Origin of the sequence: Martelella alba, assembly GCF_006516955.1 — a bacterium.
GTDB lineage: Bacteria > Pseudomonadota > Alphaproteobacteria > Rhizobiales > Rhizobiaceae > Martelella > Martelella alba.
Genome location: NZ_VHLG01000002.1, coordinates 1 through 25,280, shown reverse-complemented (window position 1 = coordinate 25,280; position 25,280 = coordinate 1). Strand labels below are relative to the sequence as shown.

21 protein-coding genes, 1 tRNA gene and 1 pseudogene are annotated in these 25,280 nt (G+C 57.9%); 17 read left to right on the top strand and 6 right to left on the bottom strand.

The window, feature by feature from the left end; translation table 11 throughout:
• The first annotated feature begins 267 nt into the window (after positions 1-267).
• Positions 268-1,701 carry a L,D-transpeptidase family protein gene (locus FJU08_RS03640; protein ID WP_141147627.1) on the top strand — a complete coding sequence of 478 codons (1,434 nt, stop codon included), beginning with the start codon at positions 268-270 and terminating at the stop codon, positions 1,699-1,701.
• Positions 1,695-1,949 (top strand): sulfurtransferase TusA family protein, encoded by a 255-nt coding sequence (locus FJU08_RS03635; protein ID WP_407943682.1) that lies wholly within the window; start codon positions 1,695-1,697, stop codon positions 1,947-1,949. The genes FJU08_RS03640 and FJU08_RS03635 overlap by 7 nt, the downstream gene beginning before the upstream one ends.
• Here the strand turns inward: FJU08_RS03635 and FJU08_RS03630 are convergent.
• On the bottom strand, positions 1,936-3,027 hold the full coding sequence (locus FJU08_RS03630; RefSeq protein WP_141147625.1) for a CobW family GTP-binding protein: 1,092 nt from the start codon (positions 3,025-3,027) through the stop codon (positions 1,936-1,938). The two genes, FJU08_RS03635 and FJU08_RS03630, sit on opposite strands and share 14 nt — an antisense overlap.
• Positions 3,028-3,038: 11 nt before the next feature.
• On the bottom strand, positions 3,039-4,136 hold the full coding sequence (locus FJU08_RS03625; protein ID WP_141147624.1) for a D-alanyl-D-alanine carboxypeptidase family protein: 1,098 nt from the start codon (positions 4,134-4,136) through the stop codon (positions 3,039-3,041).
• A 149-nt stretch (positions 4,137-4,285) separates the two neighbouring features.
• Between FJU08_RS03625 and FJU08_RS03620 the strand changes: the two genes are divergently transcribed.
• Both FJU08_RS03620 and FJU08_RS03615 read left to right on the top strand, forming a co-directional pair.
• Positions 4,286-5,449 (top strand): M20 aminoacylase family protein, encoded by a 1,164-nt coding sequence (locus tag FJU08_RS03620; protein ID WP_141147623.1) that lies wholly within the window; start codon positions 4,286-4,288, stop codon positions 5,447-5,449.
• Positions 5,450-5,542: 93 nt separating this feature from the next.
• Positions 5,543-5,619, top strand: a tRNA-Arg gene (locus FJU08_RS03615).
• Positions 5,620-6,093: 474 nt separating this feature from the next.
• On the opposite strand, the gene FJU08_RS03610 is transcribed toward FJU08_RS03615, so the two are convergent.
• The gene (locus FJU08_RS03610) at positions 6,094-7,035 is read right to left on the bottom strand and encodes a LysR family transcriptional regulator (RefSeq protein ID WP_181409739.1); all 942 of its coding nucleotides are present in this window, start codon (positions 7,033-7,035) and stop codon (positions 6,094-6,096) included.
• A gap of 191 nt (positions 7,036-7,226) precedes the next feature.
• Here FJU08_RS03610 and FJU08_RS03605 point away from each other — a divergent pair, with 191 nt between their 5' ends.
• The 7 genes from FJU08_RS03605 to FJU08_RS03575 all read left to right on the top strand — a co-directional run bounded on the left by FJU08_RS03605 (position 7,227) and on the right by FJU08_RS03575 (position 14,331).
• Positions 7,227-8,804: an ABC transporter substrate-binding protein gene (locus FJU08_RS03605; RefSeq protein ID WP_181409738.1), complete on the top strand. Its 1,578-nt coding sequence runs from the start codon at positions 7,227-7,229 to the stop codon at positions 8,802-8,804.
• Positions 8,805-8,871: 67 nt separating this feature from the next.
• On the top strand, positions 8,872-9,852 hold the full coding sequence (locus FJU08_RS03600; RefSeq protein WP_141147620.1) for an ABC transporter permease: 981 nt from the start codon (positions 8,872-8,874) through the stop codon (positions 9,850-9,852).
• On the top strand, positions 9,849-10,790 hold the full coding sequence (locus FJU08_RS03595) for an ABC transporter permease (RefSeq protein WP_141147619.1): 942 nt from the start codon (positions 9,849-9,851) through the stop codon (positions 10,788-10,790). The genes FJU08_RS03600 and FJU08_RS03595 overlap by 4 nt, the downstream gene beginning before the upstream one ends.
• An 11-nt stretch (positions 10,791-10,801) precedes the next feature.
• Entirely contained in the window at positions 10,802-11,788 is a 987-nt protein-coding gene (locus FJU08_RS03590; protein ID WP_141147618.1) for an ABC transporter ATP-binding protein, read from the top strand.
• Entirely contained in the window at positions 11,788-12,789 is a 1,002-nt protein-coding gene (locus FJU08_RS03585) for an ABC transporter ATP-binding protein (RefSeq protein ID WP_141147617.1), read from the top strand. The genes FJU08_RS03590 and FJU08_RS03585 overlap by 1 nt, the downstream gene beginning before the upstream one ends.
• Positions 12,789-13,865, top strand: a complete 1,077-nt coding sequence (locus FJU08_RS03580) for an alpha/beta hydrolase family protein (RefSeq protein ID WP_181409737.1) — start codon at positions 12,789-12,791, stop codon at positions 13,863-13,865. The genes FJU08_RS03585 and FJU08_RS03580 overlap by 1 nt, the downstream gene beginning before the upstream one ends.
• A 97-nt stretch (positions 13,866-13,962) precedes the next feature.
• Positions 13,963-14,331 carry a hypothetical protein gene (locus FJU08_RS03575; RefSeq protein ID WP_141147615.1) on the top strand — a complete coding sequence of 123 codons (369 nt, stop codon included), beginning with the start codon at positions 13,963-13,965 and terminating at the stop codon, positions 14,329-14,331.
• Positions 14,332-14,575: 244 nt separating this feature from the next.
• Here FJU08_RS03575 and FJU08_RS03570 read toward each other — a convergent pair whose 3' ends face one another.
• Positions 14,576-15,868 carry an O-antigen ligase family protein gene (locus FJU08_RS03570; RefSeq protein WP_141147614.1) on the bottom strand — a complete coding sequence of 431 codons (1,293 nt, stop codon included), beginning with the start codon at positions 15,866-15,868 and terminating at the stop codon, positions 14,576-14,578.
• 1 nt (position 15,869) lies between these two features.
• Entirely contained in the window at positions 15,870-17,414 is a 1,545-nt protein-coding gene (locus FJU08_RS03565) for a GumC family protein (protein WP_141147613.1), read from the bottom strand.
• Positions 17,415-17,740: 326 nt separating this feature from the next.
• Here FJU08_RS03565 and FJU08_RS03560 point away from each other — a divergent pair, with 326 nt between their 5' ends.
• Positions 17,741-19,096, top strand: a complete 1,356-nt coding sequence (locus tag FJU08_RS03560) for a WecB/TagA/CpsF family glycosyltransferase (RefSeq protein ID WP_210245181.1) — start codon at positions 17,741-17,743, stop codon at positions 19,094-19,096.
• 83 nt (positions 19,097-19,179) lie between these two features.
• On the opposite strand, the gene FJU08_RS03555 is transcribed toward FJU08_RS03560, so the two are convergent.
• Positions 19,180-20,205: a polysaccharide biosynthesis/export family protein gene (locus FJU08_RS03555; RefSeq protein ID WP_328592405.1), complete on the bottom strand. Its 1,026-nt coding sequence runs from the start codon at positions 20,203-20,205 to the stop codon at positions 19,180-19,182.
• A 413-nt stretch (positions 20,206-20,618) separates the two neighbouring features.
• On the opposite strand from FJU08_RS03555, the gene FJU08_RS03550 reads away from it, so the two are divergent.
• The 5 genes and pseudogenes from FJU08_RS03550 to FJU08_RS23045 form a co-directional block, all read left to right on the top strand.
• Entirely contained in the window at positions 20,619-21,896 is a 1,278-nt protein-coding gene (locus tag FJU08_RS03550) for an oligosaccharide flippase family protein (protein ID WP_210245179.1), read from the top strand.
• A gap of 2 nt (positions 21,897-21,898) precedes the next feature.
• Positions 21,899-22,837, top strand: coding sequence for a glycosyltransferase family 2 protein (locus FJU08_RS03545; protein ID WP_141147610.1), 939 nt, complete (start codon positions 21,899-21,901; stop codon positions 22,835-22,837).
• A 22-nt stretch (positions 22,838-22,859) separates the two neighbouring features.
• Positions 22,860-23,855 carry a glycosyltransferase family 2 protein gene (locus tag FJU08_RS03540; protein WP_210245178.1) on the top strand — a complete coding sequence of 332 codons (996 nt, stop codon included), beginning with the start codon at positions 22,860-22,862 and terminating at the stop codon, positions 23,853-23,855.
• Positions 23,856-23,874: 19 nt separating this feature from the next.
• On the top strand, positions 23,875-24,882 hold the full coding sequence (locus FJU08_RS03535) for a glycosyltransferase (protein ID WP_181409736.1): 1,008 nt from the start codon (positions 23,875-23,877) through the stop codon (positions 24,880-24,882).
• A gap of 3 nt (positions 24,883-24,885) precedes the next feature.
• Positions 24,886-25,097 (top strand): annotated as a pseudogene (locus tag FJU08_RS23045) (IS3 family transposase); the annotation flags it as partial.
• Positions 25,098-25,280: the final 183 nt, after the last annotated feature.

The window sequence follows — 25,280 nt, the reverse complement described above, 5'->3', positions numbered from 1 at the left end:
TTTGCGTGAGTTTGGACTTTCTGACACGCATGACGCTAGCGGCACATGTGAAAACGCGATAAACGGGGCATGCGATTTGTCGCTGCGGTTGGGGACGTGGATGTCAGGCGCCGAAATGCCATTTGTCAAAATTGATCGTTGAACATGGCTGTGTTCAAGAAAAATAAGATTGCGGTTAACGATTTTTGAACATTGGCAGTGCATAAGAAAGGTCCCAGGCAGGCGAGATGCATTGCACTGAGGGCGAAATTCCGGCAGGTTTCTGTTATGCGACTTAACCCACTCATCCCTCTGCTCTTTGCCACCGTAGCACTGACGGGATGCAACAGCTTCTTCGATAGTTCCGCCTTCTCCTCGGTTCAGGAGAAGATGAATTATCCGTTGCCGACCAAGATCGAGGCGCGCATGCGCGCCAACGATATGGCCAGAAATGCGCCGATCACCATCCGCATCTTCAAGGAAGAAGGTGTGCTGGAGATCTGGAAGCAGAAGCGCGACGGAACCTATGGCAAGCTCGAATCCTATGAGATCTGTGCCTGGTCCGGCAAGCTTGGCCCGAAGAAGAAGGAAGGCGACCGGCAGGCGCCTGAAGGCTTCTATCCGCTGACAACGGGGCTGATGAACCCCTATTCGAAATATTTCCTGGCGATCAATACCGGTTATCCCAACCGCTACGACAGTGCCAATGCGCTGACCGGCAGCAATCTGATGATCCATGGTGCCTGCTCGTCTGCCGGCTGCTATTCGATGACCGATGAACAAATCCTGGAAATCTTTGCCTTTGCGCGTGACGCCTTCAAGGGTGGTCAGCAATCGATCATGCTGCAGGCCTATCCCTTCCGCATGACGGCGGCCAATATGGTGCGCCACCGCTATAACGAGAATTACGATTTCTGGGAAATGCTGAAGCCCGGCTATGACTATTTCGAAGTCACGCAAAAGCCGGCCAAGGTGGATGTTTGCGATCGCCGCTACGTCTTCAACGAAAAGCCGGCCAATGCGGGAACCTTCGTATCCTCCGCAGCATGCCCGGCCATGGTGACGACGGTTTCGGCTGATGAACAGGCCAAGATCACCGAATATGAGGCAGACTATCAGAAAGACTATGACAGGGCGTTGAAGAAGAATGCCGACATGGTCTGGATCGACCCGACGGAAGCCCAGCGCAAGGCACTGGTTGCCGATACGCGTCCCGATCCGACCGACGCGCTCTATCAGCCGACCGGTCCCTCGCTTGAGGCAGGGCGCTATCTGACGGTAGAGCAGTATCAGATTGCGCTTGCCAGGGATGGTGGAAAGACCATTCCGACGATTGATGTCCTGACCCAGACGGCTGCCATTCCCGAAAGCCCTGAAGCTGAAAGTGCACAGGATGCCGCAGTCGTCACCGCGCTTGGCGATGCTGCCGCACCGGAAAAGGAAAGCGGCTGGCTTGCCCGCCTGCTGCAGATGGCGCAGGGCAACAATCAGGCTGATGACACGCCGTCGCTGCGTGACAGTATCCCCGCAGGACTGGCGACCGGTGAGACGGCGGTGGCCCCGAGCGATATCGCTTCGGCCGAAGCGCCCTTGCCGCCGGTTCCCGATGTTCCAGTCTCCTCCTCGGTTCCAATTCCGGAGCCAAGCCCGCTTGCTGCCTATGCCGAGGTGGATGCCAACAAGGGCGACCGCGAGAAGAAGCCCTTCTGGAAGTTCTGGTGACACCGGGCTCAGTTGCGCCTGAAATACTGGATCTGCGCGGGCTGAAATGCCCGCTCCCTGCTCTCAAGACGAAAAAGCGCCTTGCTGGTCTTCAGCCGGGCGCTTTGCTCATTGTGATCACCAGCGATCCGCTTGCAGTCATCGATATCCCGCATCTTTGCCGGGAGGAAGGTCACTGCCTGTTGCAACAGGACCGGGCGGAGGAATGCGACCGCTTCACGATAAGGCGGGGCCTCAGCCCGGCTTGAAGCCGAAGGCGGAAAGCGGGTTTTCGGTCAGCGCTGCCCTGTCCGGGCGATCAATTGCCGGGCGGCCGAGGAAAGCGTCAAAAAGGTCCTTAACCACATCTTCCTTCAGATCGGCGGTGATCAGCACCAGACGGCTCGATGGCGTTTCGCCGTCTGGCCAGGCCTTCAGCCGGACAGGTGGATAGATGATCTCCTGAACGCCGTGAATGGCAACAGGCAGGGGCTCGCCTTCAAGCGCCACAACACCTTTCATGCGCAGGATGGAAGGGCCATGACGGGCGGCCAGCATGTCGAAAAAGGCCATCAGATCGGCGCGGGCGATCGGCCGGTCGGCCGAAAGGGCAAAGGCTCGGATGTGCTCGCCATGCCGGTTGACGTCGTGGTGATGGTGGTGGTGGCCGCTATCGGCTTCGTTCAGCCATTGTCCGACCTCTGGCTGACGCCGCGTTGCATCGAACAGGCCGGCTGCCAGAAGCGCGGCCTGCGGATTGGCCAGATCCGCATTGTCGAGCATCTCGGCATTGGGGTTCAGCGCAGCAAGACGCTGTTTCAGTGCCGTCGTCTTCTCTTTGGGTGCGACGTCGGTTTTGGTGATGATCAATCGGTCGGCGACCATTGCCTGGCGCACCGCTTCCTCATGCTTTTCAAGCGTTGAAAGCCCGTTTTGTGCATCGGCAAGTGTGATGACGCCATCAATGGAAAAAGCGGCGGCAATGGCCGGATGGGCAATGACGGCTTTCAGCACCGGAACCGGATCGGCAAGACCCGTCGTTTCGATGACGACACGGCCGATGGGGCGTATTGCCTCCGTCTGCATCCGGTCGAGAAGATCGGCAAGCGTATTGATCAGCTCACCGCGAACGCTGCAGCAAAGGCAACCATTCGACAATTCAACGATGTTTTCGCCGGATTGTTCGACAAGCAGATGGTCGATTCCGACCTCGCCGAACTCATTGATGATGACGGCGGCATCGGACAGCGCCGGATCGGTGAGGAGCCGGTTCAGCAGTGTCGATTTGCCGGCGCCGAGGAAACCGGTGATGATGGAGACGGGAATGGGGCTGGTAATCTGGTACATGGTACCAAGCTTTACTGCGCCGGCCGAGCATAGGGAAGAGGGATTGTCTTCAACTGGTCGAGTTCGGCCGCTGCCATGTCCGTATCATTCGGCAGCCGCTTGGCCGGCACGGTGGCGTAGTCCTTGGGCAGCGGCTTCAGATAGGGTGAATTCAGCGGATAATTGCCGTCTTCATCAATCACGCCGATCCGCGCCTGGATCGCTTCGGGTGTGCACATGGTGGACGAAATGTCGGCGACCGTCTTGTCGGCATCAGGGCCGGGACGGAATGCACTCAGCAACGGACCATTCTCGCTTGCAACCGTCAGGCCGGACTGAAGCAGCCTGGCGGATGTTTCAGTGCGATCAGGGATTGAGGATGCGCCGAGGACGACACTGACGACGCTGTGGCCGTCCCGCTTCGCCGTGGAGACCTGATTATAGCCCGCCGCACAGATATAGCCTGTCTTCATGCCGGTCGCCCCGTCAAATGTCGGCAGAAGAAGATTTGTATTGCGGTAGCGGCCACTATCGGCCGAAATCCCGGGAATATCGAAGAAATAGGCAAATTGCGGAAAGTTCTTCTGCAGCGCCAGCGCCAGCGCGGCCATGTCGCGCGCAGTGGTATACTGGCCGTCTTCAGGCATGCCGTTGGCGTTGACGAAATGGGTGTTGTTCATGCCAAGTTTCGCGGCCGTGGCGTTCATGCGGGCGACGAAGGCCTGTTCGCCGCCGGGTTCATTCTCGGCCACGGCCTTGGCTGCGTCATTGGCTGAATGGACCAGCATCATTTTCAGCGCGCTGTCGAGGGAGATCCGGGTGCCTGGCGCAAAATACATCTTCGACGGGGCTTCATTGGCTGCTGCGGCCGAAACCGTGATCGGTGTGTCGAGGCGCTGCCGCCCTGCTACCAGATCCTCAAAGACAAGATAGGTGGTCATCAGTTTGGTCAGGGATGCCGGATACCAGCGCCTGAAGGCCTCATCAGCAAACAGAACACGCTGGGTCTTGGCATCCACGACAATGTAGGGATTGGCGCTGGCGCCTGCGGCCGGCAGCAAGGCCGTTACGACGAGCGTCAACAGGATCAGGGGAAGGCGCCGCAGCGCCTGCGATGTTCTGCCTGTCATAGGTTGTCCGCCACTCAATGTCACCGGCCCCGAATGTGATGCTTTTCTTTATACATCAACTCAACGGATGCGAAAGCATGTTGCATGTTTTGCTCTGTCATCCCACATTGCCGCATTGGACTGATCGATTTCAAAACCTGGGTTCCCCTATGCCATTGCTCAATTCTGCCGCCGCTATTGCCCGCGAGGCCACCGCCTGGCGCCGCCACCTGCACCGGAACCCGGAACTGCTTTATGATGTTGGCAACACTGCGGCCTTCATTGTCGAAAAGCTGAAAGAGTTTGGTGTCGACGAAATCGTTGAAGGTATCGGCAGGAGTGGTGTTGTCGGCATTATTCACGGCAAGGGAGAGGGTGGACGAACCATAGGCCTTCGCGCTGACATGGATGCCTTGCCGCTGGACGAAAGGACCGGCCTCGACTGGGCATCGGACCGGCCGGGACAGATGCATGCCTGCGGGCATGACGGACATATGGCAATGCTTCTTGGTGCGGCCCGGCTGCTCGCCGACCGGCGAAATTTTTCAGGCTCGATTGCACTGATCTTCCAGCCGGCCGAAGAAGGCGGTGCCGGAGGCAAGGCGATGGTCGACGATGGCTTGATGGATCGCTTCAACATCGCCGAAGTCTACGGCATGCACAATTTTCCGGGGATTCCGCTCGGTCAGTTCGCAATCCGCTCCGGCCCGATCATGGCGGCAACCGATGAGTTCCAAATCGTTATCACCGGGCGTGGAGGCCATGCCGCACAGCCGCATAAGGCGATTGACCCTGTGGTGATTGGCAGCCAGATTGTCTCCGCCGCGCAGACGATCACCTCCCGCATGGCCAGTCCGCTTGATGCGCTGGTGGTCTCGATTACCGAATTCCATGCCGGTTCGACCCACAACATCATTCCCGATCAGGCCAGGCTCGGTGGAACCGTGCGCTCTTTCACACCGGAAAATCGCGACCTCGCCGAGGACCGGCTGAAGGCGATCGCAACCGGCATTGCCGCTGCGCAAGGGGCGCGGGCTGAGGTCCGTTACAGCCGCAACTATCCCGCGACCGTCAACCATGCGGTCGAAACCGGGCATGCTGCGGACGCCGCCATTGCCGTTGCCGGCAGGGACGCGGTTGATACTGATTTTGGCCCCTGGACGGCGGCTGAGGATTTTTCCTACATGCTTGAAAGCCGGCCGGGTGCCTTCATCATGATCGGCAATGGCGACAGCGCTGGACTTCACAATGCCGCCTATGATTTCAACGACGAGGCGCTGCCTTACGGCATTTCCTACTGGGTCACGCTCGCCGAAAGCCGCCTGCCTGCCTGATTGCCGGTGCTGACGGTTCAGGGAAAGCGAGCTCGATTTTATCGCGGCAGGGCTTTTCATCGCCGTGAAGCTTTTGTATGGAGAAGGCTGAGTGGTCCCGTAGCTCAGCAGGATAGAGCATCAGATTCCTAATCTGAGGGTCACGCGTTCGAATCGCGTCGGGATCACCAAATTTTCATATTAAAATCAATATCTTGTGTGGGATATCTTTTTTGATGTTGCCTCGGAAAATTTCCGGGTACGCGCGGGGTAAGCAGCAGAGGCGGTTTTGCGCCTCTTGCCTGACGGCTTGCGTCGTCAATCCCTAAACCCCTTTTGATTCTATAAAATTGGCGCTGTCATCGCCGTCAATGCTGTCATTTCTTTTGTTATTCAATAGGTTGGAGTTCAGCCGAATAGAGTTGAAGCCCTGAGACTTTAGGCTTTGCATCTGGTCTCAGACTGGGCAACCCGCGCGGTGCCAAATACCCGCATAGCCAAAAGGCACAGTAAGGACCCGCGCCACCCGCAAATCCTATTCCGTTGAGGAGTGGGTCGGCACTCCAGCGCGTAATGTAGGCTAGGGGGCTGCCGCGCTTTTTCCGGCGGGTGCGCGGTGGACGGTGTCCGTCGCCAAGGATTGCCCATCTGGGCGTCCTTTGAGCTCAATCAGGCTGCTGGTCGTGTATCAGGCGAAAATGCTTTCCTCCGCTTAGCAGAGACTCGGCAATGGTTTCGCGAATGGCATCAATGAACAGGTTCGCTTCCGGGCTGAAGATGGCGCCACGTTCGCGGATCAAGGCGAATTCATTGGTCATGGACGGTCCGAAAGGGCGCATTTCGATATTGGTGTCCGGGTAGCCGCTGGCAATAACCGCATCGAGAATTGCAATACCGATGCCAGCTGAGACAAATGCGCAGGTGGCGGTCAATGCACCAGTCTCAATAAGCCCATTCAGAACCACGCCCTCTGATCGGAAGGCCTCGACAATCTCGTAGCGTTCCTCATGGCGGCGGGAGAGCAGAATGACCGCCTCGCCCTCCAGATCGTGAGGAACCAGGGTCTTTTTTCTGGTCAGGCGATGCCCTTGCGGCAGAACGCAGACATATTCCGATTGGAGAATCGGAAACATGTCCACACCGCGATGTGTGATCGGCAGCCGGGCTATCCCGAAATCCCAATCGCCGGCCGCGACAGATTCCACAGCTTCCCCGGCGGGAAGATATTCCAACGTCACACCTAGCCCCGGTTGCTTTTGCTGCAGGCGCTTGATTGCTGCGGGGACGATATTGACGACGAAGCTCTGCGGCATCACGACGTTCAGCCATCCCGTTGCTTTGGCCTGCAGGCGATCAGCGGCATTGGACAGTTTTTCAATCGAACTCAGGGTTCTGTCGACTTCGGTGAAGAAATTACGGCCTTCGTTCGTTGGTACGAGGCGTTTCTTAATGCGCTGAAAAAGCTGTACTTTCAGCTCTTCTTCCAAAGCAATGACCAGGTTGCTGACAGTTGGCTGCGATAGGCCCAGTGCCCGTGCCGCGCCGGTTATCGAACCGGTGCTGACAACGGCTCTGAACGCTTCAAGCTGACGCATCTTAATTCGCACGGCCTTGTCCCTTGCGGCTTGGAAACCGGTACGCGACCAAAACGTGCACCGCGCCAATCTATAGTTCATTTGCGCTTACATGGAGAATACAAAATTTTACAAATGATCTCATTCAATTAATAAATGATTGTTTTTTATGTGTTTTTTGGATTCATTTCCGATCAGCTTAAATTCTCAAAAAGGGGAACATGATGAGAAAAATCCTTTTGGCTGCATGCACGGCGGCGTTGCTAGCCGGTTCGGCTATTCCAACGCTTGCAGAGAAAGTGACGTGGTCCTATTCGGCTGATGTCTCCACGCTTGATCCTTACGCGCTGGATCAGACGTTCAATCTCGGCGTTCTTGGCAATGTCTATGAAGGTCTTATCGAGCGTGGTCCGCATATGGAGATCCAGCCGGCACTTGCCACAAGCTGGGAAATCGTCGATCCGAAACGCTGGCGCTTCCATCTGCGACAGGGCGTCACCTTTCAGGACGGACAACCTTTCACCGCTGATGACGTGGTGTTCTCTGTCGAGCGTTCGCTTTCGGAAGGTTCGCTGATCAAGAGTTCAAAGATGCACAGTGTTGTCGGTGCCGAAAAGGTTGATGACTACACGGTGGACATTCTCCTGAGCGAGCCTAACCCCATTCTGATCAATGACTGGGGTAACTGGTACATTATGTCGAAAAGCTGGGCTGACGAACACGGCGTGAAAGCCGATCCCAGCGCGGAAGACATCCAGCACAGCTATGCCTCGACCCACGCCAATGGCACCGGTCCCTACAAGATCACCGATCGCGAACCCGATAGCAAGACGGTTGCGGTACGCAATGACGGCTGGTGGGGCGACGCCACCAACAATGTCACCGAGGTGGAGTTCCGGCCGATCGGTTCCAACGCGACCCGCACGGCTGCTCTTCTGTCAGGTGAGATTGATCTTGCCGTTCCGGTTCCGCTGCAGGATCAGCAGCGCATCGAGGATGCACCCGGCGTCCGGTTGCTGGCCGGGCCGGAACTGCGCGTTGTCTTCGTCGGCATGGATGTCGATCCGGCACCACTTCCGGGCAGCGACACTGATGCAAATCCGCTCTCCAGCCGCGACGTGCGTGAAGCGGTCTATCGGGCCATCAATGTCGATGCCATTCAGCGTGTGATCATGCGCGGCAAGGCCATTCCGACGGCCGCCATGGTGCCACAGGAGTTTCATGGCTTCCCGAAGGACATGACACGGTTCCCCTATGATCTGGATAAGGCCAAGGAACTGCTGGCATCTGCAGGCTATGCGGATGGTTTTTCCACGACGATGGAATGCCCCAACAACCGCTATGTCAATGATGAGGCGATCTGCACTGCAATCGTCGGCATGCTGGCCAAGGTCGGCATTACCGTCAGTCTTGATGCCATGCCGGTTAGCCAGCTGGTCACCAGCCTTGCTGACACCAGTCGCCGTCGCGGTCTCTGGTTCCTGGGGCTTTCACCGGGCAATATCGATGCCAATGGGCTGATGCAGGAATCTGTTCACACCCGCACCGGTTCCTGGGGAACCTGGAATGCCGGTCATCTGAACGACACGAAACTTGATGCGATCATCGAGGCTTCCGTCAGCGAATCCGACCCGGCAAAGCGCGACGCGCTTCTGGCACAATCGCAGCAGATTGTTCACGATCAGGTCTACTTCATCCCGATCCATCAGCAGACGCTCTCCTGGGGTGTCAGCGACAAGCTGGACGTCGTCCAGCGTCCGGATGACGTGTTCGTCTGGAAATATGCCAACGTCAAGGACTGACGCCGAATGAAACGGCCCTGCCCGGTGATGATTGCCGGGCAGGGCATGGCCTTACCAGGACAAGACCATGATAAGCTTTATGCTCCGGCGCGCATTGCAGGCGATTTTCGTCATGCTGTGCGTCGCCTTCATCGCATTCCTGATGTTCAGCTATCTCGGCGATCCCGTGCTCAATATGGTTGGCGCTGATGCGTCCCTTGCCGAGCGCGATGCCGTTCGCCAGGCGCTGGGCCTCAACGATCCGCTGCCAGTGCGCTATGCCGCCTTTGTCTGGCGCATGCTGCATGGTGATTTCGGCGTATCCTACAGGCTGGGCATGCCGGTAGCCTCGCTGATTGCCGCCCGCCTGCCGGCAACGCTGGAGCTTTCTTTCTGTGCGGTGTTCCTGTCGATTATCGTCGGCATTCCGGCCGGGATCTACACGGCCATTCGCCGCAACAGCCTTTCCTCGCATGTTCTGCTGATCGGTTCGCTTGTTGGTGTTTCTCTGCCGACATTCCTGATCGGCATGTTTCTGATCCTGTTCTTCTCGGTCGATCTCGGCTGGCTGCCTTCGTTCGGGCGTGGGGACACGGTCTCCCTCGGTGGTTGGAACACGGGTTTTCTCACCTTGAGCGGTCTGCGGTCTCTGATCCTGCCAACCATCACGCTGGCCTTCTTCCAGACGACCCTTATCGTCCGACTGGTGCGCGCCGAGATGCTTGAAGTGCTGGAAGAAGACTATATCCGCTTTGCACGCGCCCGCGGTCTTTCCGACCGTGTCATCTGGTTCAAGGAAGCACTGAAGAACACGCTGGTGCCGGTCACCACCATCATTGGTCTGCAGATGGGTGCTGTGATCGCCTTCTCGATTATCACCGAAACCGTATTTCAGTGGCCGGGGCTAGGACTGCTTTTCATCAATGCCGTCGAATTTGCCGATGTGCCGATCCTGGCGTCCTATCTGGTTCTGGTCTCAGCCTTTTTCGTCGTGCTCAATCTTGCGGTTGACCTTCTCTACTATCGTATTGATCCGCGCCTGCGCGGTTCGCAGGGAGCCTCCCGATGAGCGACAATACACTTCCGGCGGGCGAAGGGCGTTCCCTTCTGGTCCGCATTCTCGACAGCGATCTCTGGTACAGTTTCAGCCGGTCTCCGGTAGCGATCATTTCCGCCTTCATCTTTCTGGTTCTCACCTTTTCTGCCATTTTTGCCGGTGTTGTGGCGCCGCATAATCCCTTTCTGGCGCCGGATCTGATGAATGGCCTGCTGCCGCCGATGTGGGAGCCGGGCGGCGTCAGTGATTTTCCGCTCGGAACAGACGATCAGGGGCGCGGCGTGCTGTCGCTGATCCTTTACGGCATGCGGGTATCCCTGTTCGTCGGGCTGGCGGCGGTATTGCTGTCGGCCGCACTCGGCCTGTTCCTTGGGCTTCTGGCCGGTTTTTTTGGTGGTGTGATTGATGCCTTCATCATGCGTGTCGCCGATATTCAGCTGTCCTTCCCCAATATTCTGGTGGCGCTTCTGATTGATGGTATCGTCAGCGCAACCTTTGGTCATGAGATGCAGAACCGGCTCGCTCTGCCTGTACTGATCCTGGCGATCGGCCTGTCCGATTGGGTCCAATATGCCCGAACGGTGCGCGGTTCGACGCTGGTGGAGCGACGGCGCGAATATGTCCAGGCTGCCCGCATCATGCATCTGTCGCCCGTCACCATCCTGTTCCGGCATATCCTGCCGAACATTATGGGGCCGGTTGTGGTTATCGGTACGCTGGGTCTTGCCAATGCCATTATTGCCGAGGCGACGCTCTCCTTCCTTGGCGTCGGCCTGCCGCCGACACGGCCCTCGCTCGGCACGCTGATCCGTACCGGCAATGACTATCTCTTCTCCGGTGAATGGTGGATCACAGTCTGGCCTGCGCTAGCACTCGTGCTCCTGTCGCTTTCCGTCAACGTCTTTGGTGACTGGCTGCGCGATGCACTCAATCCGAGGATCAAGGGATGACGGAGGCGACCATGAACAACATAACAGCCGCAGCGCCGGTTCTGACGATCGACCACATGAGCGCGGCTTTCAAGACGCGGCGTGGCTCCGTCGAGGCCCTGTCCGATATCAATCTGCAGCTTCAGGCCGGCGAGATCCTGGCACTTGTCGGTGAATCCGGCGCAGGCAAGTCGCTGACCAGCAGCTGCGTCAATGGGCTCCTGCCGCGCAACTGCTCGATCACGTCGGGCGAAATCAGGCTGAGCGGAAAGCGTATCGACCGGCTTGGAACGCGCGCCATGGAAAAGATCCGCGGTGCCGAGATCGGCACCGTGTTTCAGGATCCGCTGACCAGCCTCAATCCGCTTTTCACCGTCTGTGAACAGATCGTGCGTACCCTGAAAGCGCACAGGGTGATGACGCGGGAAGCGGCCGAGGCTGAGGCCCTGAGGTTGCTGGAGGAGGTCGGTATTCCCGCTGCACGTCAGCGGCTGCACTGCTATCCGCATGAATTCTCCGGCGGCATGAGACAGCGTGTCGTGATTGCCATGGCTCTGGCATTGCGTCCCGGCCTGATCATAGCCGATGAGCCGACGACCGCGCTTGATGTCTCGATCCAGGCGCAGATTCTCGATCTGTTGCGGCGGCTCAGCCGGGAACACGGTTCTTCCGTCATTCTTGTCACTCACGATATGGGGGTCGTCGCGGAGACGGCTGATCGTGTTGCCGTGCTTTATGCCGGGCGGATCGTCGAGACCGGGCCGGTGGCGGATGTGCTGCTCAAGCCAGCTCATCCCTATACGAAAGGGCTTTTGTCGGCGATCCCATCGCTCGAGCGCAAGGTCGAGCGGCTGCCGCAAATTCCAGGCGCCATGCCTTCCATGCACGCCGTTCCGCACGGCTGTGCCTTTCATCCGCGCTGTCCTGTCGCAACAGATGCCTGCATGGCTGAGCGTCCTGCCTTCGTTTCGGCAGGGGAGCGCCTGGTGGCCTGCCTTCACGCCGGGGAGATCCGTTGATGAGCGATCAATCAATCAAAACCGCCGCCGCTGGCGATCTGGTAGCTTCAAATCTTGCAAAGATCTACAAGGTCTCTGCCGGACCAGGTCAGGCAAGAAACATTGCTGTCCACGCTGTCCGCGATGTGTCGCTGGCGCTTCAGCCCGGCAGGACAATGGCACTGGTGGGTGAGAGCGGTTGCGGCAAATCGACCATCGCCCGCATGCTGGTCGGGCTGGAGCCGATCAGTGGTGGCGATATTGCTCTTGATGGTATCGATCTTTCGGCAAAAGGCGCGCGCAAGGCCGCCTGGAAGCGCCATCGTCGCATTCAGATGATCTTTCAGGATCCCTATGCCAGCCTCAACCCGCGCTGGCGGATCGCACGCATTCTTGCCGAAGCACTGCGCGCCTCTGGCCGAATTGACCGGGCGGAGTTGAAGCCCCGTATTCTGGCCATACTTGAACAGGTCGGTCTTCCCAAAAGCGCTGCAGACAAGTTTCCGCATGAATTTTCCGGTGGTCAGCGCCAGCGCATCTCGATTGCCCGTGCGCTTGCCTGCGATCCTCAATTCCTGATCTGTGATGAACCGACCTCGGCGCTGGATGTTTCCGTTCAGGCGCAGATCCTTAATCTGTTGAAGGACATCCAGAGCGATTTCGGTCTCTCCTTTCTGCTGATCACGCATGATCTGTCGGTCGTTCATCATATGGCTGACCATGTCGGGGTGATGTATCTTGGCCGGCTGGTTGAGGATCGCGCGGCGGAGGCGCTGTTTGCCGCGCCGCTGCATCCCTACACAAAGACATTGCTGGAAACGATCCCGCGTGCTGACAAGCCGGGGCGGATCCCGCCAGCCATGACGGGCGAAGTTCCCAATCCGCTGCAGCCTCCAGCCGGATGCCCGTTCAATCCCCGTTGTTCCGCGGCGAGTGATCGCTGTCGCAGCGAAGCGCCGCTTCCTTTCGCGGTTCCAGGTGGAACCGTTTCATGCCATGCCATCGAAGAAGGCCGTTTATAATGACGCATACCCAATCCAATCCCGAAACCCGGCAGTTTTGTTTCGATCCGGAAGCTCTGCATATGGATCTGATGTTAAGGGCACCGCGTCGGCTTGGCTTCTCCGATGGCGTTGATCTGGAACGCTGGAGCGACGAACTGCGCGCCAAGCTGACCGAACTCCTGAGAATGCCCGCCCATCCCGGTACATCGGCAAGGCCGGTCATGCTCGGTGAAGCGCAGGACTGCGGCGACTATCTGCGCCAGCGCCTTGTCTTTACCGCCGAGCCGGGTGCGGATGTGCCTTGCACACTGCTGCTGCCGAAGGGCAAGGAGGGGCCTCTGCCGGTGATGATCTGCCTGCAAGGGCATACGACAGGCGCGCATATTTCTCTCGGTGAGGCGAAATATGAGGGCGATGAAAACTCGCTCGGCGGTGATCGCGATTTCGCGCTCCAGGCCGTCCGGCGTGGTTTTGCGGCGCTGGCGATGGAGCAGCGTGCTTTCGGCGAGCGCCATGATCACAGACCTGAGGACCATCGCCGCACCGGTGATCTTGCCCGCAACGATGACAACCGCACCTGCAAGCACCCCGCCATGACTGCGCTTCTTCTCGGCCGCACGCTTCTCGGTGAACGGGTCTTTGACGTCATCCGCGCCTGTGATGCCATTGAGGAAATCTCAACGCTGGATGCCGGTCGCATCTACATCATGGGGCAGTCTGGCGGCGGTACCGTCGGCTGGTATGCAAGCGCCGTCGAGCCACGGCTCAAGGCCTCCATGCTTGCGTCTTTCTTTGGCACTGTTGCCGGCACAATTGGTGCGATCGACCACTGCACGGACAACTACTTGCCTGATATGCTGACATGGCTTGATTTCCCCGATATTGCCGGTGCCATGCGCGGGACCAAGATCCTCGTCGTCATGGGCCGGCTCGACCCGCTTTTCCCGCATGCGAGCGTGCTGGAAGCAAGTGATCATGTAGCGCGGATTTTCAAGGCGCAGGGACGGGAGCAGGACTTTGCGCTGGCTGTCGGAGAGGGGGGGCACCGCTTCTACGCAGATCTTGCCTGGCCGAAATTCCTCGCGATGATTTGACGTCCAAGGCGGCTGGCTTGATCCTTCTTTTGTACCCGCCGGTTCTTCGGCGGGTTTTGCCGTCAGCAGTTTGCGCCTGTTGTCCGACGGATGTGACGTGGAACAGGATCTGGGGGGCGCCCTTGGCTTTGGACCAGGCTTCGGCCTGGCTGAGAAGGCCAAGCGAGACCCTGCCGCCGGAAAGGCGTATGCGGATCGACCTGCGGACATTGAGGGTGTGGATCGTGGCCAGCAGCACGTCGCTGCCAATGTGATATTCGCCGAGCGAGTACCAGAGAAAGCCGGCCAATTGTCCATCCTTTTCGGCGATGAACATCGCCGTGCTGTCCGGCCGCGCAATCGCTCCTGCGACAATGCGTTCGACCTTTTCCGGCTGAAAGGGAATGTCGCCAAAGCAGCTTTCAAGATGCGCCGCGTGTGCCAGCGCGACAATCGGCCTGATCCTGGCGCCGCGCTCGATCTTTGAGAAAGCCAAGCCCCGCGCGTCTTGCGGCAAAATCTCCGCATCGCGCCTGACCGGCACCTGAACGACCATTCTCGCCCCCGAAAGAATTACAGTTTGGTAACGTTGGGAATGCCACAGGATGATGTCAATGAAAGCAGTATCTTTAAATTGTTGCTATTGAAAAGCAGATAAAGAGCCGGGAGCGCTCCGTTCAACGTGACACTTGGCAGAGCATTTCACATTGCTGACGGGCCTGGATCCGCTTTCAAGATCTCCGTTCGCTCTGATTTATGGGGTTCGCCTGAATTTCGCGCGCGTGGATTCCGAGCATCAACAGGGCAGGCCACATCAGATAAGCTTCGATTTCGAGGTTTTCTCCGAATGTTAGCACGATCAGCACGAAGACAATCGACAGCGGAAGGCGCCCGCGGGGGTGGCGTACGCAATCAACGAGCACGATAGCAGTCTGTACGAACAGGGGAATAAGCAGAGCCAGAAAACCGGTCAGCCCCTTCACGAAGAGCAATCCGAACCAGGTATGGTGCGAGCCAATCGGCATATACTCAACCAGATGAGGGCCGGGCTGAACTGTTCCGTGACCAAACCAGTAGGCCTCCGACCAACGATCATAGGCAATGCGCTGCAGAGCTTCCCTCACGCGGGTGCTGTCGGCTCGGGCATTCTTGAAGGCATAAATGCCGCCCTCGATCATCGAAAACACAGCGCCGCCGAAGATCGCCATCAGCGTTGCAAATGCTGCTGCCAGACGCCATGCAAATACTTTTGCGACCAGCGGCAGCATGCGCGGCCCGACGGTGCAAACGACAACGCCCACAAGGCTCATGCGCGACTTCGTCAGCACGATCATGACAATGCCTGCCGCAATGCCGCAGCTTTTCCAGAAGGGGTGCTTTTCCTCCAGGGCAAAGGCCACCATAACGATTCCGAGGAGGCCAGCAAAAGGTGACCACGGCGCATAGAACTGCCAGCGCGGCGTCCATGTCGAAGGGTCTAGAGTGTAGAGGTATACAGAGAAATATTCAGGTCCCGGTCCACCGACCGCTTTCAGAGGGGACACGAATATTCGCTCTGGTAGTCCGATATAGGGCGCTACAAACAGCACCGGCAGCACAATCAATGTTGTCAGGCCGATCACGCATTGGCCACGTACCAGCACTTCGCGGCGAATCTGCAGGACCACACCGGCAAGAGGAAACAGAGCCAGAAGCGCCCATCCTTTCGCCCAGCCAATACTCGATTTTATGGTCTGCTTGAGTCCCAGCCCCCATTGCAGATGCCCGCCCCAAAGCGCGATCAGCATGACGGCCATGCCCGCGATCCAGAGCCATACAACGAATGGTATCGGTGCGGCTGGTCTGAGCGAAGGTCTTAATGCCGCCCCGAAATATAGCGCGATCAGTGCCAGGATAAGCAGCAGCCAGCCCAGGACTGGTCCCACAACATACAAGGCCCCAAAGGCATAGAACAGCCAGGTCAGGACAAGCGTCTTGTAGACAAGCATCTCGGGTATGTTGCGAGCATGAAAAGACACCGACATCTCACGCTCCATCGGTGAAGAGGCGCATCGTGCGGCCGAGGACGGGCTGACGGATCCAAGCCAGGAGTAGGCTGAACAATGCGAAGGCGCTGCCGGCGACACCGCCGGCGATGGCAATCTTGATATTCGGCGACGTTGGAGTGGCTTCGAGGGACGGGCTGCTGACAACCTGAACCATGGGGTAGGAGGCAAAGATGTCCGACCTGGCCGTGTTGATCCGCGCCAGAGCAGAGGCGAATACCGCTTCTGCGATCTTGTATTCGCGTTTCAGCGCATCCAGTTGCGCTGCGGACACTGAGAGCAAGCGCACCCGCTCTTGACTGCGGGCAAGCGAAGTCCGCTTCGTGGCGATTTCGGTTTCGAGGCCGCGTGCTTCTGCTGCGAGTGTAACCAGAGAAGAGAGCAGGGCAGCGCGCTGGCCATCGGCGAGCGCATCGACCGAGCTGGCCAAATCCAGCGTATCGAAGCCTGCAAGAATGATGCCCCGATCCGAAAGACGCTGGCGCAGACCGGCAACACGATTGTCGGCGGTGAAGCGTCTGGGGTGGTTTTGCCCCAGATTGACGGCAAGCCTCGCCAGTTCGGCGTGGTTGCGGGCCAGATCGTCGGCAAGCGTCATATATTCGGGATCCGCACGTAGTTTCAAGATGATGGCGGCGAGATCCGGTGTTGTCTCCAGTGCCTGGCTCAGCGTTTCGATCCGCTGATGCAATTCGTCGAGCTGGGCACGGCTGGCGGCGATCTCCAGCTGCAGATCTTCGTTATCGGCGATGATCGCATCATATTGCTCGTTCGACGTCAGCCCGCTCTCATGCTGGAGATCCGCGATCGCCCGGCGTGCATCCTCAACTTTGACCTTATAGGTGTCTATTGCCGAAACAACCGAGCTTTCCCGGCGGTTTATTTCGTCGTCACGCAGCGTCTGGAGTTCATAAAGGAAGGCGTCCAGCAACGCCTTATTGCGCGCGCGTGCTTGTTTCGGCGTGTTTCCGTCGATGCTGATCTGGATGAAGCTGGTCTGGTCCATGAGCTTGATTTGGGGCTTGCCAAAAGTGGCGGCCGTCTCACCAGCCGTTTCGGCTGCCCGATCCAGAACCTGCGGTGACGACAGAAGCTTCTGATATGTCACGGTTGGGCTTAGCGTTGAACTGGAATAGGCGGAATTTGCCGAGGATGAAGCCTGGCCGATTTCCGAAAGATTGATTGAGGTCGATGCGCCAGCGCCGGGCAGGATCAGCTCCATCTCGGAGGAGAAACGCAGTGGTGCATAGCGAATGTAGCTGACGACTGGCATCCATATGGCTGCAAGCATGATTGCACCAAGAAGGATGTAGCGCGGCAGGCGGCCGGAATCGTCCGGATTGCCGCCGGTGGCAATGCGCCAGACACTCAGGCGGCCGCCTCGCGTGAGATGCAGCCGACGCGGAATGGCGAAAACGCCCCTTAGAACTGACTTCCAGACCCGCATAGCGGCATTTTGCGGATTGTGGCGGACTGAGTTTTTGCCACCGGCCGACTGATTGCTGTCATCGACTTTCGTCTTCATGAAACGGTCCCCCGTGGTGAATTTGTCTGTTTGATACCGCTTCGACCGCAAGCTGTTGGGGGGCCTTGGCATGGCGGACGAACCCTTTCGCATGTCAGGCTACGCTTTTGGATAGCATTTGATGCCGGGGTATGCGGTGTGCTTGCGCCGACGCTGCTCACGTCTTCCATCGGATAGGTTGGTCACCCGATGGCGCAGGCGAGATCGGTCGCTCCCGCGATTGCCTATCCTTTAAGAACGGCTCTCTCTCCTTCCTCGATAAGGCGCCCCAGCAAGGTTTGCGACATGTTTGCCCCCAGTTCGCAACACGTCAGATGGAGGGTCATATGGTTGCTTTCGGAACAGTTTCGCTTTTCGGACTTCCTATCGTCAGCGCTTCGCAGCAGGAGGCTGTCAGCGCTCTTCTGGACGCGCCCGAGGTTCCTCGCACGGTGGCATTTATGAATGCCCATTGCATGAATACACATCGGGATGATGCATCTTATCGTTGGGCCATCAGCAGGGCCGATTATCTGCTTCCCGACGGTTCGGGAATGAAGCTTGCAGCCAAGCTGCAGAACAAGAGCTTTGCAGCCAATCTCAATGGCACAGATCTGTTCGTTCCGCTCTGTCGGGAAGCCGCAAGACGCGGCCGTTCGGTCTTTTTCTTCGGCAGCCGGGAGGGGGTGGCCCAGGAGGCTGCAAAGCGGGCATGCGCGCTTGCACAAGGGCTCAAGATCGCCGGGACACGTGATGGCTATTTCAGCAGGGATGACGAAGCCAGCATAATCGCGGAAATCAATCATTCGGGGGCTGATATAGTCCTCGTAGCGCTTGGCGTGCCGATGCAGGATGTCTGGATCGCCCGCAACCGGCATAAGCTTCGCGCCGGCCTGGTCATGGGGGTCGGTGCCCAGTTCGATTTCTGGTCCGGGCGGGTTGCTCGTGCACCGCTGGTCTTTCGAAAGGCTGGATGCGAATGGGTATGGCGGTTGTTGATGGAGCCGCGGCGGATGGCGAAGCGTTATCTGGTCGGCAATGCCCGCTTTGTTTTCAATGCCGTTCGCGAAGCATGGGCGACGCGCGCTGCGCGAAATACGCGGTCGAATGTGCGCGGCAAGCGCATCCTTGATATCACAATTTCTTCGGCGGCTCTTGTGATGCTGGCGCCGTTGATGGCGACAACAGCACTTGCCATTGCCATGACTTCAAGGGGACCGGTTCTCTTCCGTCAGACGCGGATTGGCGAGAATGGCGCTCCCTTCACCATGTATAAATTCCGGTCGATGTATAGAGATGCGGAAGCCCGCCGCGCGGCGCTGCTTGAACTCAGCGACCGAGAAGGTATCTGCTTCAAGTCGCGTAGGGATCCTCGCATTACGCCGGTGGGCCGGGTTATGCGGAAGTTATCAATTGATGAGCTGCCGCAGCTCTTTAATGTCTTGAAGGGCAATATGTCGTTGGTTGGTCCACGCCCGGCGTTGCAGCAGGAGGTTACTGCCTATACAGCCGAGGCGCTGTCGCGGCTGGCTGCAAAGCCTGGGATCACGGGACTCTGGCAGGTTTCGGGGCGTGCCGAAATCGGCTTTGAACGGATGCTGCAGATGGACAAAGCCTATATTCAATCGCGCAGCATCGTGCTCGACCTGACGATCCTGGCTCTGACAGTTCGTGCTGTGCTCTCGGGGCGCGGTGCCTACTGAACTTCGCGTCCAGCGCTGAAATGGCGGGTGCCCTTCGCTCGGGCGTCTGCCATTTTTGTTTGAAGACTGAGATCCCGACTGGCTTACATGATCACGCCGAGCGCACCGATGATGCCGATTTTGGTCGCCAGATCGGTGATATTGATCACGGAAGAATCATAGCAGGCCAGCGCATCGCCTGGCATCAGATAAGGATCAAAGTCGTCACGGTCGCCGCGCCGCAGCAGCTGTTCAAGATTGCGCTCGATGACGATCGACTGGCCAGTGATCGGGTTGCGTGTAAACAGCACGGCAGATCGGTTGGAATTGGTGAGCCTTGCGCCGCCGACACAATTCAGACTGAATACGGCCTGCAAGAAGCGCGTGCCATAGCGCAGTTCCACCGTATCCTTGGAAATGGCTGCCTGGGCGTTGGACGAGGCTGGGACGGAAAGGTTTGACATGAAAACCTTGACGCCCGGTGGTGACACCGCTGATGGCACCATCAGCTCTTCCTGGAAACAATCGCGGCTCGGGATTTCAATCTGGTCTCCTTCGAGCAGAAGGGGATCCGGATAGGCATGTCCAGTGATGACAGGTCGCATATCGTAGACGTTTTTATGTCCGCCGCGCACAACGGCCACGCGGGAAAGGTCTGCATCCGGACGCACACCACCGGCCGATTGAAGCGCCCGGGCCAGACGCCGTTCGCTTGTCCGGCCGCCAATGGTTTCCTGCCGCAGTCGATCGATGGACGTACTGGCGATAGCACCGACGGTCACGGATCCGGGCTCGAAGACCGCACCGGCGACAAAAACGCGTGCCGGTGCGAAATCCATGACCCGGATCGAGACCAATGGTACAATATTGTAAAGCCCGCCATCGATGAGAACCTTGCGAACAGCAGCCTCGACCGCGTCGACGGACCGCCCCTTGGCGATCACCGGTGGTACATGCATCAGCCGCAACATACCATCCTGGGAGATTTCGTATTTTCCCGAGATCACGTCATCGTCGGAGATCGATACGTCGATCAGATCGCCGGGCGATAGAATGTCGATCTCAGGCGGCAAGATGTGGCTGCCGGCAGGCCCCAGCTTCTGGTCAGGCGCGCAGCTCTGGGCGTTCATCAGCACGGAAGATCTGTTCTTGCGTTCCGTCCCAGTATCGGACGTTGCTCGATACTGTGCCTGATAGCTTTCGCCTTGCTTCACGTTTTCGGTGTTTTGGATTGGTTCGAGCGAAGCGCAACCTTGCGTAAGGGCGAGTATCGAAACGACCGCGATACGGCTGAATGTCAATGTCGGACGGTTTTTCAACTGCACGAACCCATACTTGCAAATACGACCTCAAGATTTGGCCGTTGATACGCCTAATAAGTCACACGCTTATGCTGTCTGTCGCCTATGCCAAAGGATAGGCCCCGAAACCAAAAGCGTGTTCGGCTGACCTTCGGAACCGTCACAGAGCAACACCTCATAACTTATAAACCTAACACAACAAAACCTGGCGTCCACTGATCAAGACAGGTCTGGATAGGTAGATGAATTCTTTAAGACTGAAAATGGCGAGGCTTTTATCTTCACCGCTTCTGCGTGGAACGTCTGCCTATCTTGCGTCAGAGGCTGCAGCAAAAATGTCGCGGCTTGCAACTGTTGTCGTCATGGCACGGTTTCTCTCGCCGGCTGAAATAGGCATGGCCGCAGCCGTGATGGCAGGCTCTGACATTTTGAAGTCGCTTGCTGAAAACGGTGTCGGGCAGCGTATCATCATTGCCGAAGATGCTGAACTTGAGGCGGTCTGCAAGCGCGCGCGCCACATTTTCTGGGCATGGTGCTCTGGGTTGACCTTGCTGCAGATTGCCGTCGGCGCCACGATCTGGCTGTTCGGCGGCAGCGTTATGGCTTTTGCGCTGATGGCTCTGCTCGGTCTTGAATATCTGTTTATGCCGGGGGGCCTAGTACAATGTGCGCTCGCCATGCGCCAGGGGATGTTTGCACGTACAGCAGCTGTCTCCGGCGCTCAGAATGTTGGCGCTAATCTGATGACCTGCATCCTCGTCGCATTGTTTCCGAGCCCTGTCGCCGTTGTCTTGCCGAAACTCATCTCGGCACCCGTTTGGCTGTTCGGCATGCGCCGGCTCGTACAGTGGCAGCCGGACAAGGATATAGCCGCCGCGCCACTGAAACCCTTCCTTCGTTTTGGCGCTTCTGTTCTTGGCATTGAATTCGTCAAGAGCATAAGAGGTCAGGCCGATAAACTGATTGTTGGTGCGGCGCTCGGCACTGAAGCGCTCGGCATCTATTTCTTCGCCTTCAATGCCGGGGTCGGGATATCAACCTCGCTAGCGACGGCTTTGTCAACGGTGCTGTTTCCCTATCTGTCGACAAGTGTCGATCGTCCGGCCGCCCTCAAGCGTGGCCTGATGCTGGCCATGACCACGATCGCAATGATAGCGCTGTCGCAATCCTTTGCTGCATCATCCTACGTACCGTTGATCTTCGGTGAGAAATGGTCGTCAGTTGCGCCGCTTGTCGCGATCATTTGCCTCACCGCGATTCCGAACATGCTCTGGTCGGTCACGGGGCAATGGCTGCGCTCGGGCGGGCGTGCAGACCGTGAGCTGGTTCTGTCTCTGACTGCCGGCGCAAGCATCACGGCAGTCTCCCTGATCGCTGCGCCCTATGGCCTGATGGCGCTTGCCTGGGCAACGCTCGCAGCTACGACGTTTGTTCAGGCCGTCATCGCTATGCCCGTTCTTCTGAACGCATTCTCAACACGTTTTCCGGCCGGTTTGAGCCGCTCGCTCCAGGGAGCCTGATCATGCCCAAGATTTCCATCGTCGTTCCTTGCTATAATGCTGAGAAAACCATCGCCGCCACGCTGACATCGGCGCTGGATCAGAGCTTTCAGGACTTCGAAGTCATCGTCGTCGATGATGGGTCAACGGACGGAACAGTGTCCGTCGTCGATGGCTTTGTTCAAAAAAGTCACCGCGTTCGGCTCTATTCCCAGACGAATGCCGGTCCGAGCGCTGCGCGCAATCGCGCTGTCTTTGAACTGGCGCGCGGTGAGCTGATCGCCTTTCTGGATGCTGACGATATCTGGCCGATGGAGCGGCTGGCGATTTTTGACAAACGGTTTGCCGCCGCGGATGCTCCGGACTTGGCTTATGGACGTGTTGCGTTTTTCAGTCGCTCCGTCTCGGACGTCGAAGCCCGTTCGTCGGTATCGAAGTCGCCGCTGACGGTGGCGGATCTGATCGCCGAAAACGAGACATGCACAATGTCCAATATCGTTGCAAAACGTCAGGTCTTTCTCGCGTTAGGTGGTTTTGATCCGGGAATCGTTCACGGGGAAGACGTGGAGTGGCTGGTGCGTCTCGCGGCAAAAGGCGCGCGGATTGAGGGCATCGATACGGTCTTGACCTGTTACCGGGCAAGCCGCGGTGGCCTGTCGTCGGATCTTCCGGCTATGCGCCAGTCCTGGAATGCCGCTCTCGCCAGCGCCAGTAAAATGAATGTTGCCTTGTCAAACGATGAAATCAAGGCGGCAAAGGCAACACATCTGCGCTACCTCGCCCGCCGGGCGCTTCGGCTGGAATGCGCGCGCGGAACCGCGCTCAAGCTCGTAACGCAAGCGCTATGGCTGAGCCCTCGCGGCTTTTTCAGACACCGTCGTCGCGGCGTTCTGACACTCGCTGCCGCAATGGTCGAAGCACTGAGTCCGCGCCTTTTCAATCGCATGTCGCAAAGCCAGTAATCATCATTTGGAGGATCTCGTCGTGAAAAATCACGCACCTATCGCCAGCATCGTCGTTCCGGCTTTCAATGCCGCCGTCACCATTCGCGAAACCATCGCTTCTCTTCTCGATCAGACCTTCACTGATTTCGAGATCATCGTCGTCGATGACGGATCGACTGACATGACTGCCGCCACGGTCAAACGCTATGCTGATCCACGTATCCGTTTGATCTCCCAGCCGAATCGCGGCTTGGCCGGCGCTCACAATACAGGGATCGCTGCTGCAAGGGGTGTCTATATCGGCTTTTGTGATGCCGATGATCTGTGGCTTCCCGAAAAGCTTGAACTGCATATTCGCCATCTTGAGGAAAACCCGGACGTCGGTATCAGCTTCTCCGGCTCGAGCCTGATTGACTGTGATGGGAAAGCCGTTGGCATCAAGCAATCGCCGAAACTGAAGAACATCACTGCAGCTGACGTTTTTTGCCGCAACCCGATAGGCAATGGTTCCGCCGCTGTCATCCGCGCGGAAGCGCTTGAAGGCTTTGCCTATCGTCCGGTCGGCGAGGTCGAGCGTGACTGGTGGTTCGATGAAAATTTCCGTCAGTCGGATGACATCGAGGGCTGGCTGCGTTTTATCCTGACGCAGGACTGGAGAATTGAGGGTATTCCGGGGCATCTGACGCTCTATCGTATCCATATTGGCGGGCTTTCCGCCAACGTCGAGAAACAGTTCAAAACCTGGCTTGCAATGCGTGACAAAATGGCACGCATCGCGCCTGAACTGGTTGCGCGGCATGGTGAACGGGCTGCCGCTTATCAGCTTCGCTATCTGGCGCGGCGCTGTGTCTCCATGCGTCAGGGCAGGAAGGCTTTCTCGCTCGCACTGCGTTCTCTGGCGAAATCGCCGCGCCCCTTCATCGAAGAACCAGTGAAGTCCACAGTCACCCTTGCCGCAGCTGCCTTTATCGCGCTCGCAGGCGAGACGATCTACAGCAATGTCGAAAGCCGTCTTCTGGGCGGCAGCAACGTCTAAATTTCAGGAGGAGCAGAATATGACCGTCTATCACCTTGTTGATGATGCTGGCTTCGGCGGTGTCAACCGGATGCTCGATCATTTGGCCGCTACAATCGGAAATGATGAGGAAAAACATGACATCGTTCGCATCAGGCGTGGCCAGCTTTCGGCACCGCGTCTGTCTGATGCCAAGGCCGTTATATCTCATCTTTCGGTTTGCTGGCGGAACATGCCGCTGATCACAGCGTTGCGTGCGCGGTATGCAGCAACACCACTCATCCATGTGGAACACAGCTATTCCGAACGTTTCGTTGCCGCACAAGTGAAAAACCGCGACCGTTTTGAGACGCTTGTGGCGGCGGCCTATGCTCTGTTTGATACCGTTGTGGCGGTCAGTCCGCAGCAGGGGCAGTGGCTTGGCCGGAAATTTGTCGACCCTGAACGGTTGGCAATTATCAGCCCCTGCGTTGATCTGGATGATTTTTTCGCTCTGCCTGACCCGGTGAAAAGCGGAAAAACGGTGATCGGCGCGCTTGGTCGTTTCGACAGGCAGAAGGGTTTCGATATCCTCATCGAAGGATTTGTTCGATCTGTGCGTCAGGATTTCGAATTGCATTTCTATGGCAGCGGCGCGCAGGAACAGCAGTTGAAAGCACTGGCAGGCAACGATCCGCGTATTGTGTTCCATGGCTATGTCGAACATCCCGCCGCGGCCATGGCCCGCTGTGACATGATCGCCATGCCGTCGCGCTTCGAACCCTATGGTCTTGTGGCTCTCGAGGCGATGGCTGCTGGCAGACCCGTTATAGCGTCGTCTGCCGACGGGTTGGCCGGCCATATCGAAAACGGAGCCATTGCAGTCGGCGACAACACCCCGGATGGCTGGGCCCGTTTCCTGAATGCATTCGACGTGCATGCCGGTCTGGGTGATAGCGGCCGTGGGAGGGCCTGTGCAAGACGCGCTGGGGATCGTTTTTTGGACGGGTGGCTCGCTTTGTTGCAGGCTCTTTCAGGCCAATCAAACCGGTTGCAGATGGCCGCATAAACAGAACGGGCGTCCAACGGGCGCCGGTTCCGGCTTTTGAATGTATTGGAGATTTCAACCGGAAGGGACCGGACATCGAGCCTTGCTTCTCGCTGCCGGGCGAGTGGGGCGTGTGCAATCTCGACCAGATCATCGAATGGCGGGGCAAGCCGCTGGCAAGCAGGGGTGATAACGGGCCGGATCACGTCAGTTCAACGCTAACCGTATGGGCCAAAAGCTAGGGCACCGGACAGGCAGAGTTTGCCACCAGTCCGGTGCTTGCGAGATGGCGCGCAGACCGATGAGAGAACCGTATCAGAACCGGTAACCGAGCCGGATGGAGCCGACATGGGACTGATAGCCATCGGCGAAGCTGCCGTCATATTCGAGCTTCACCTGCAATCCGTGAATGGCCTGGA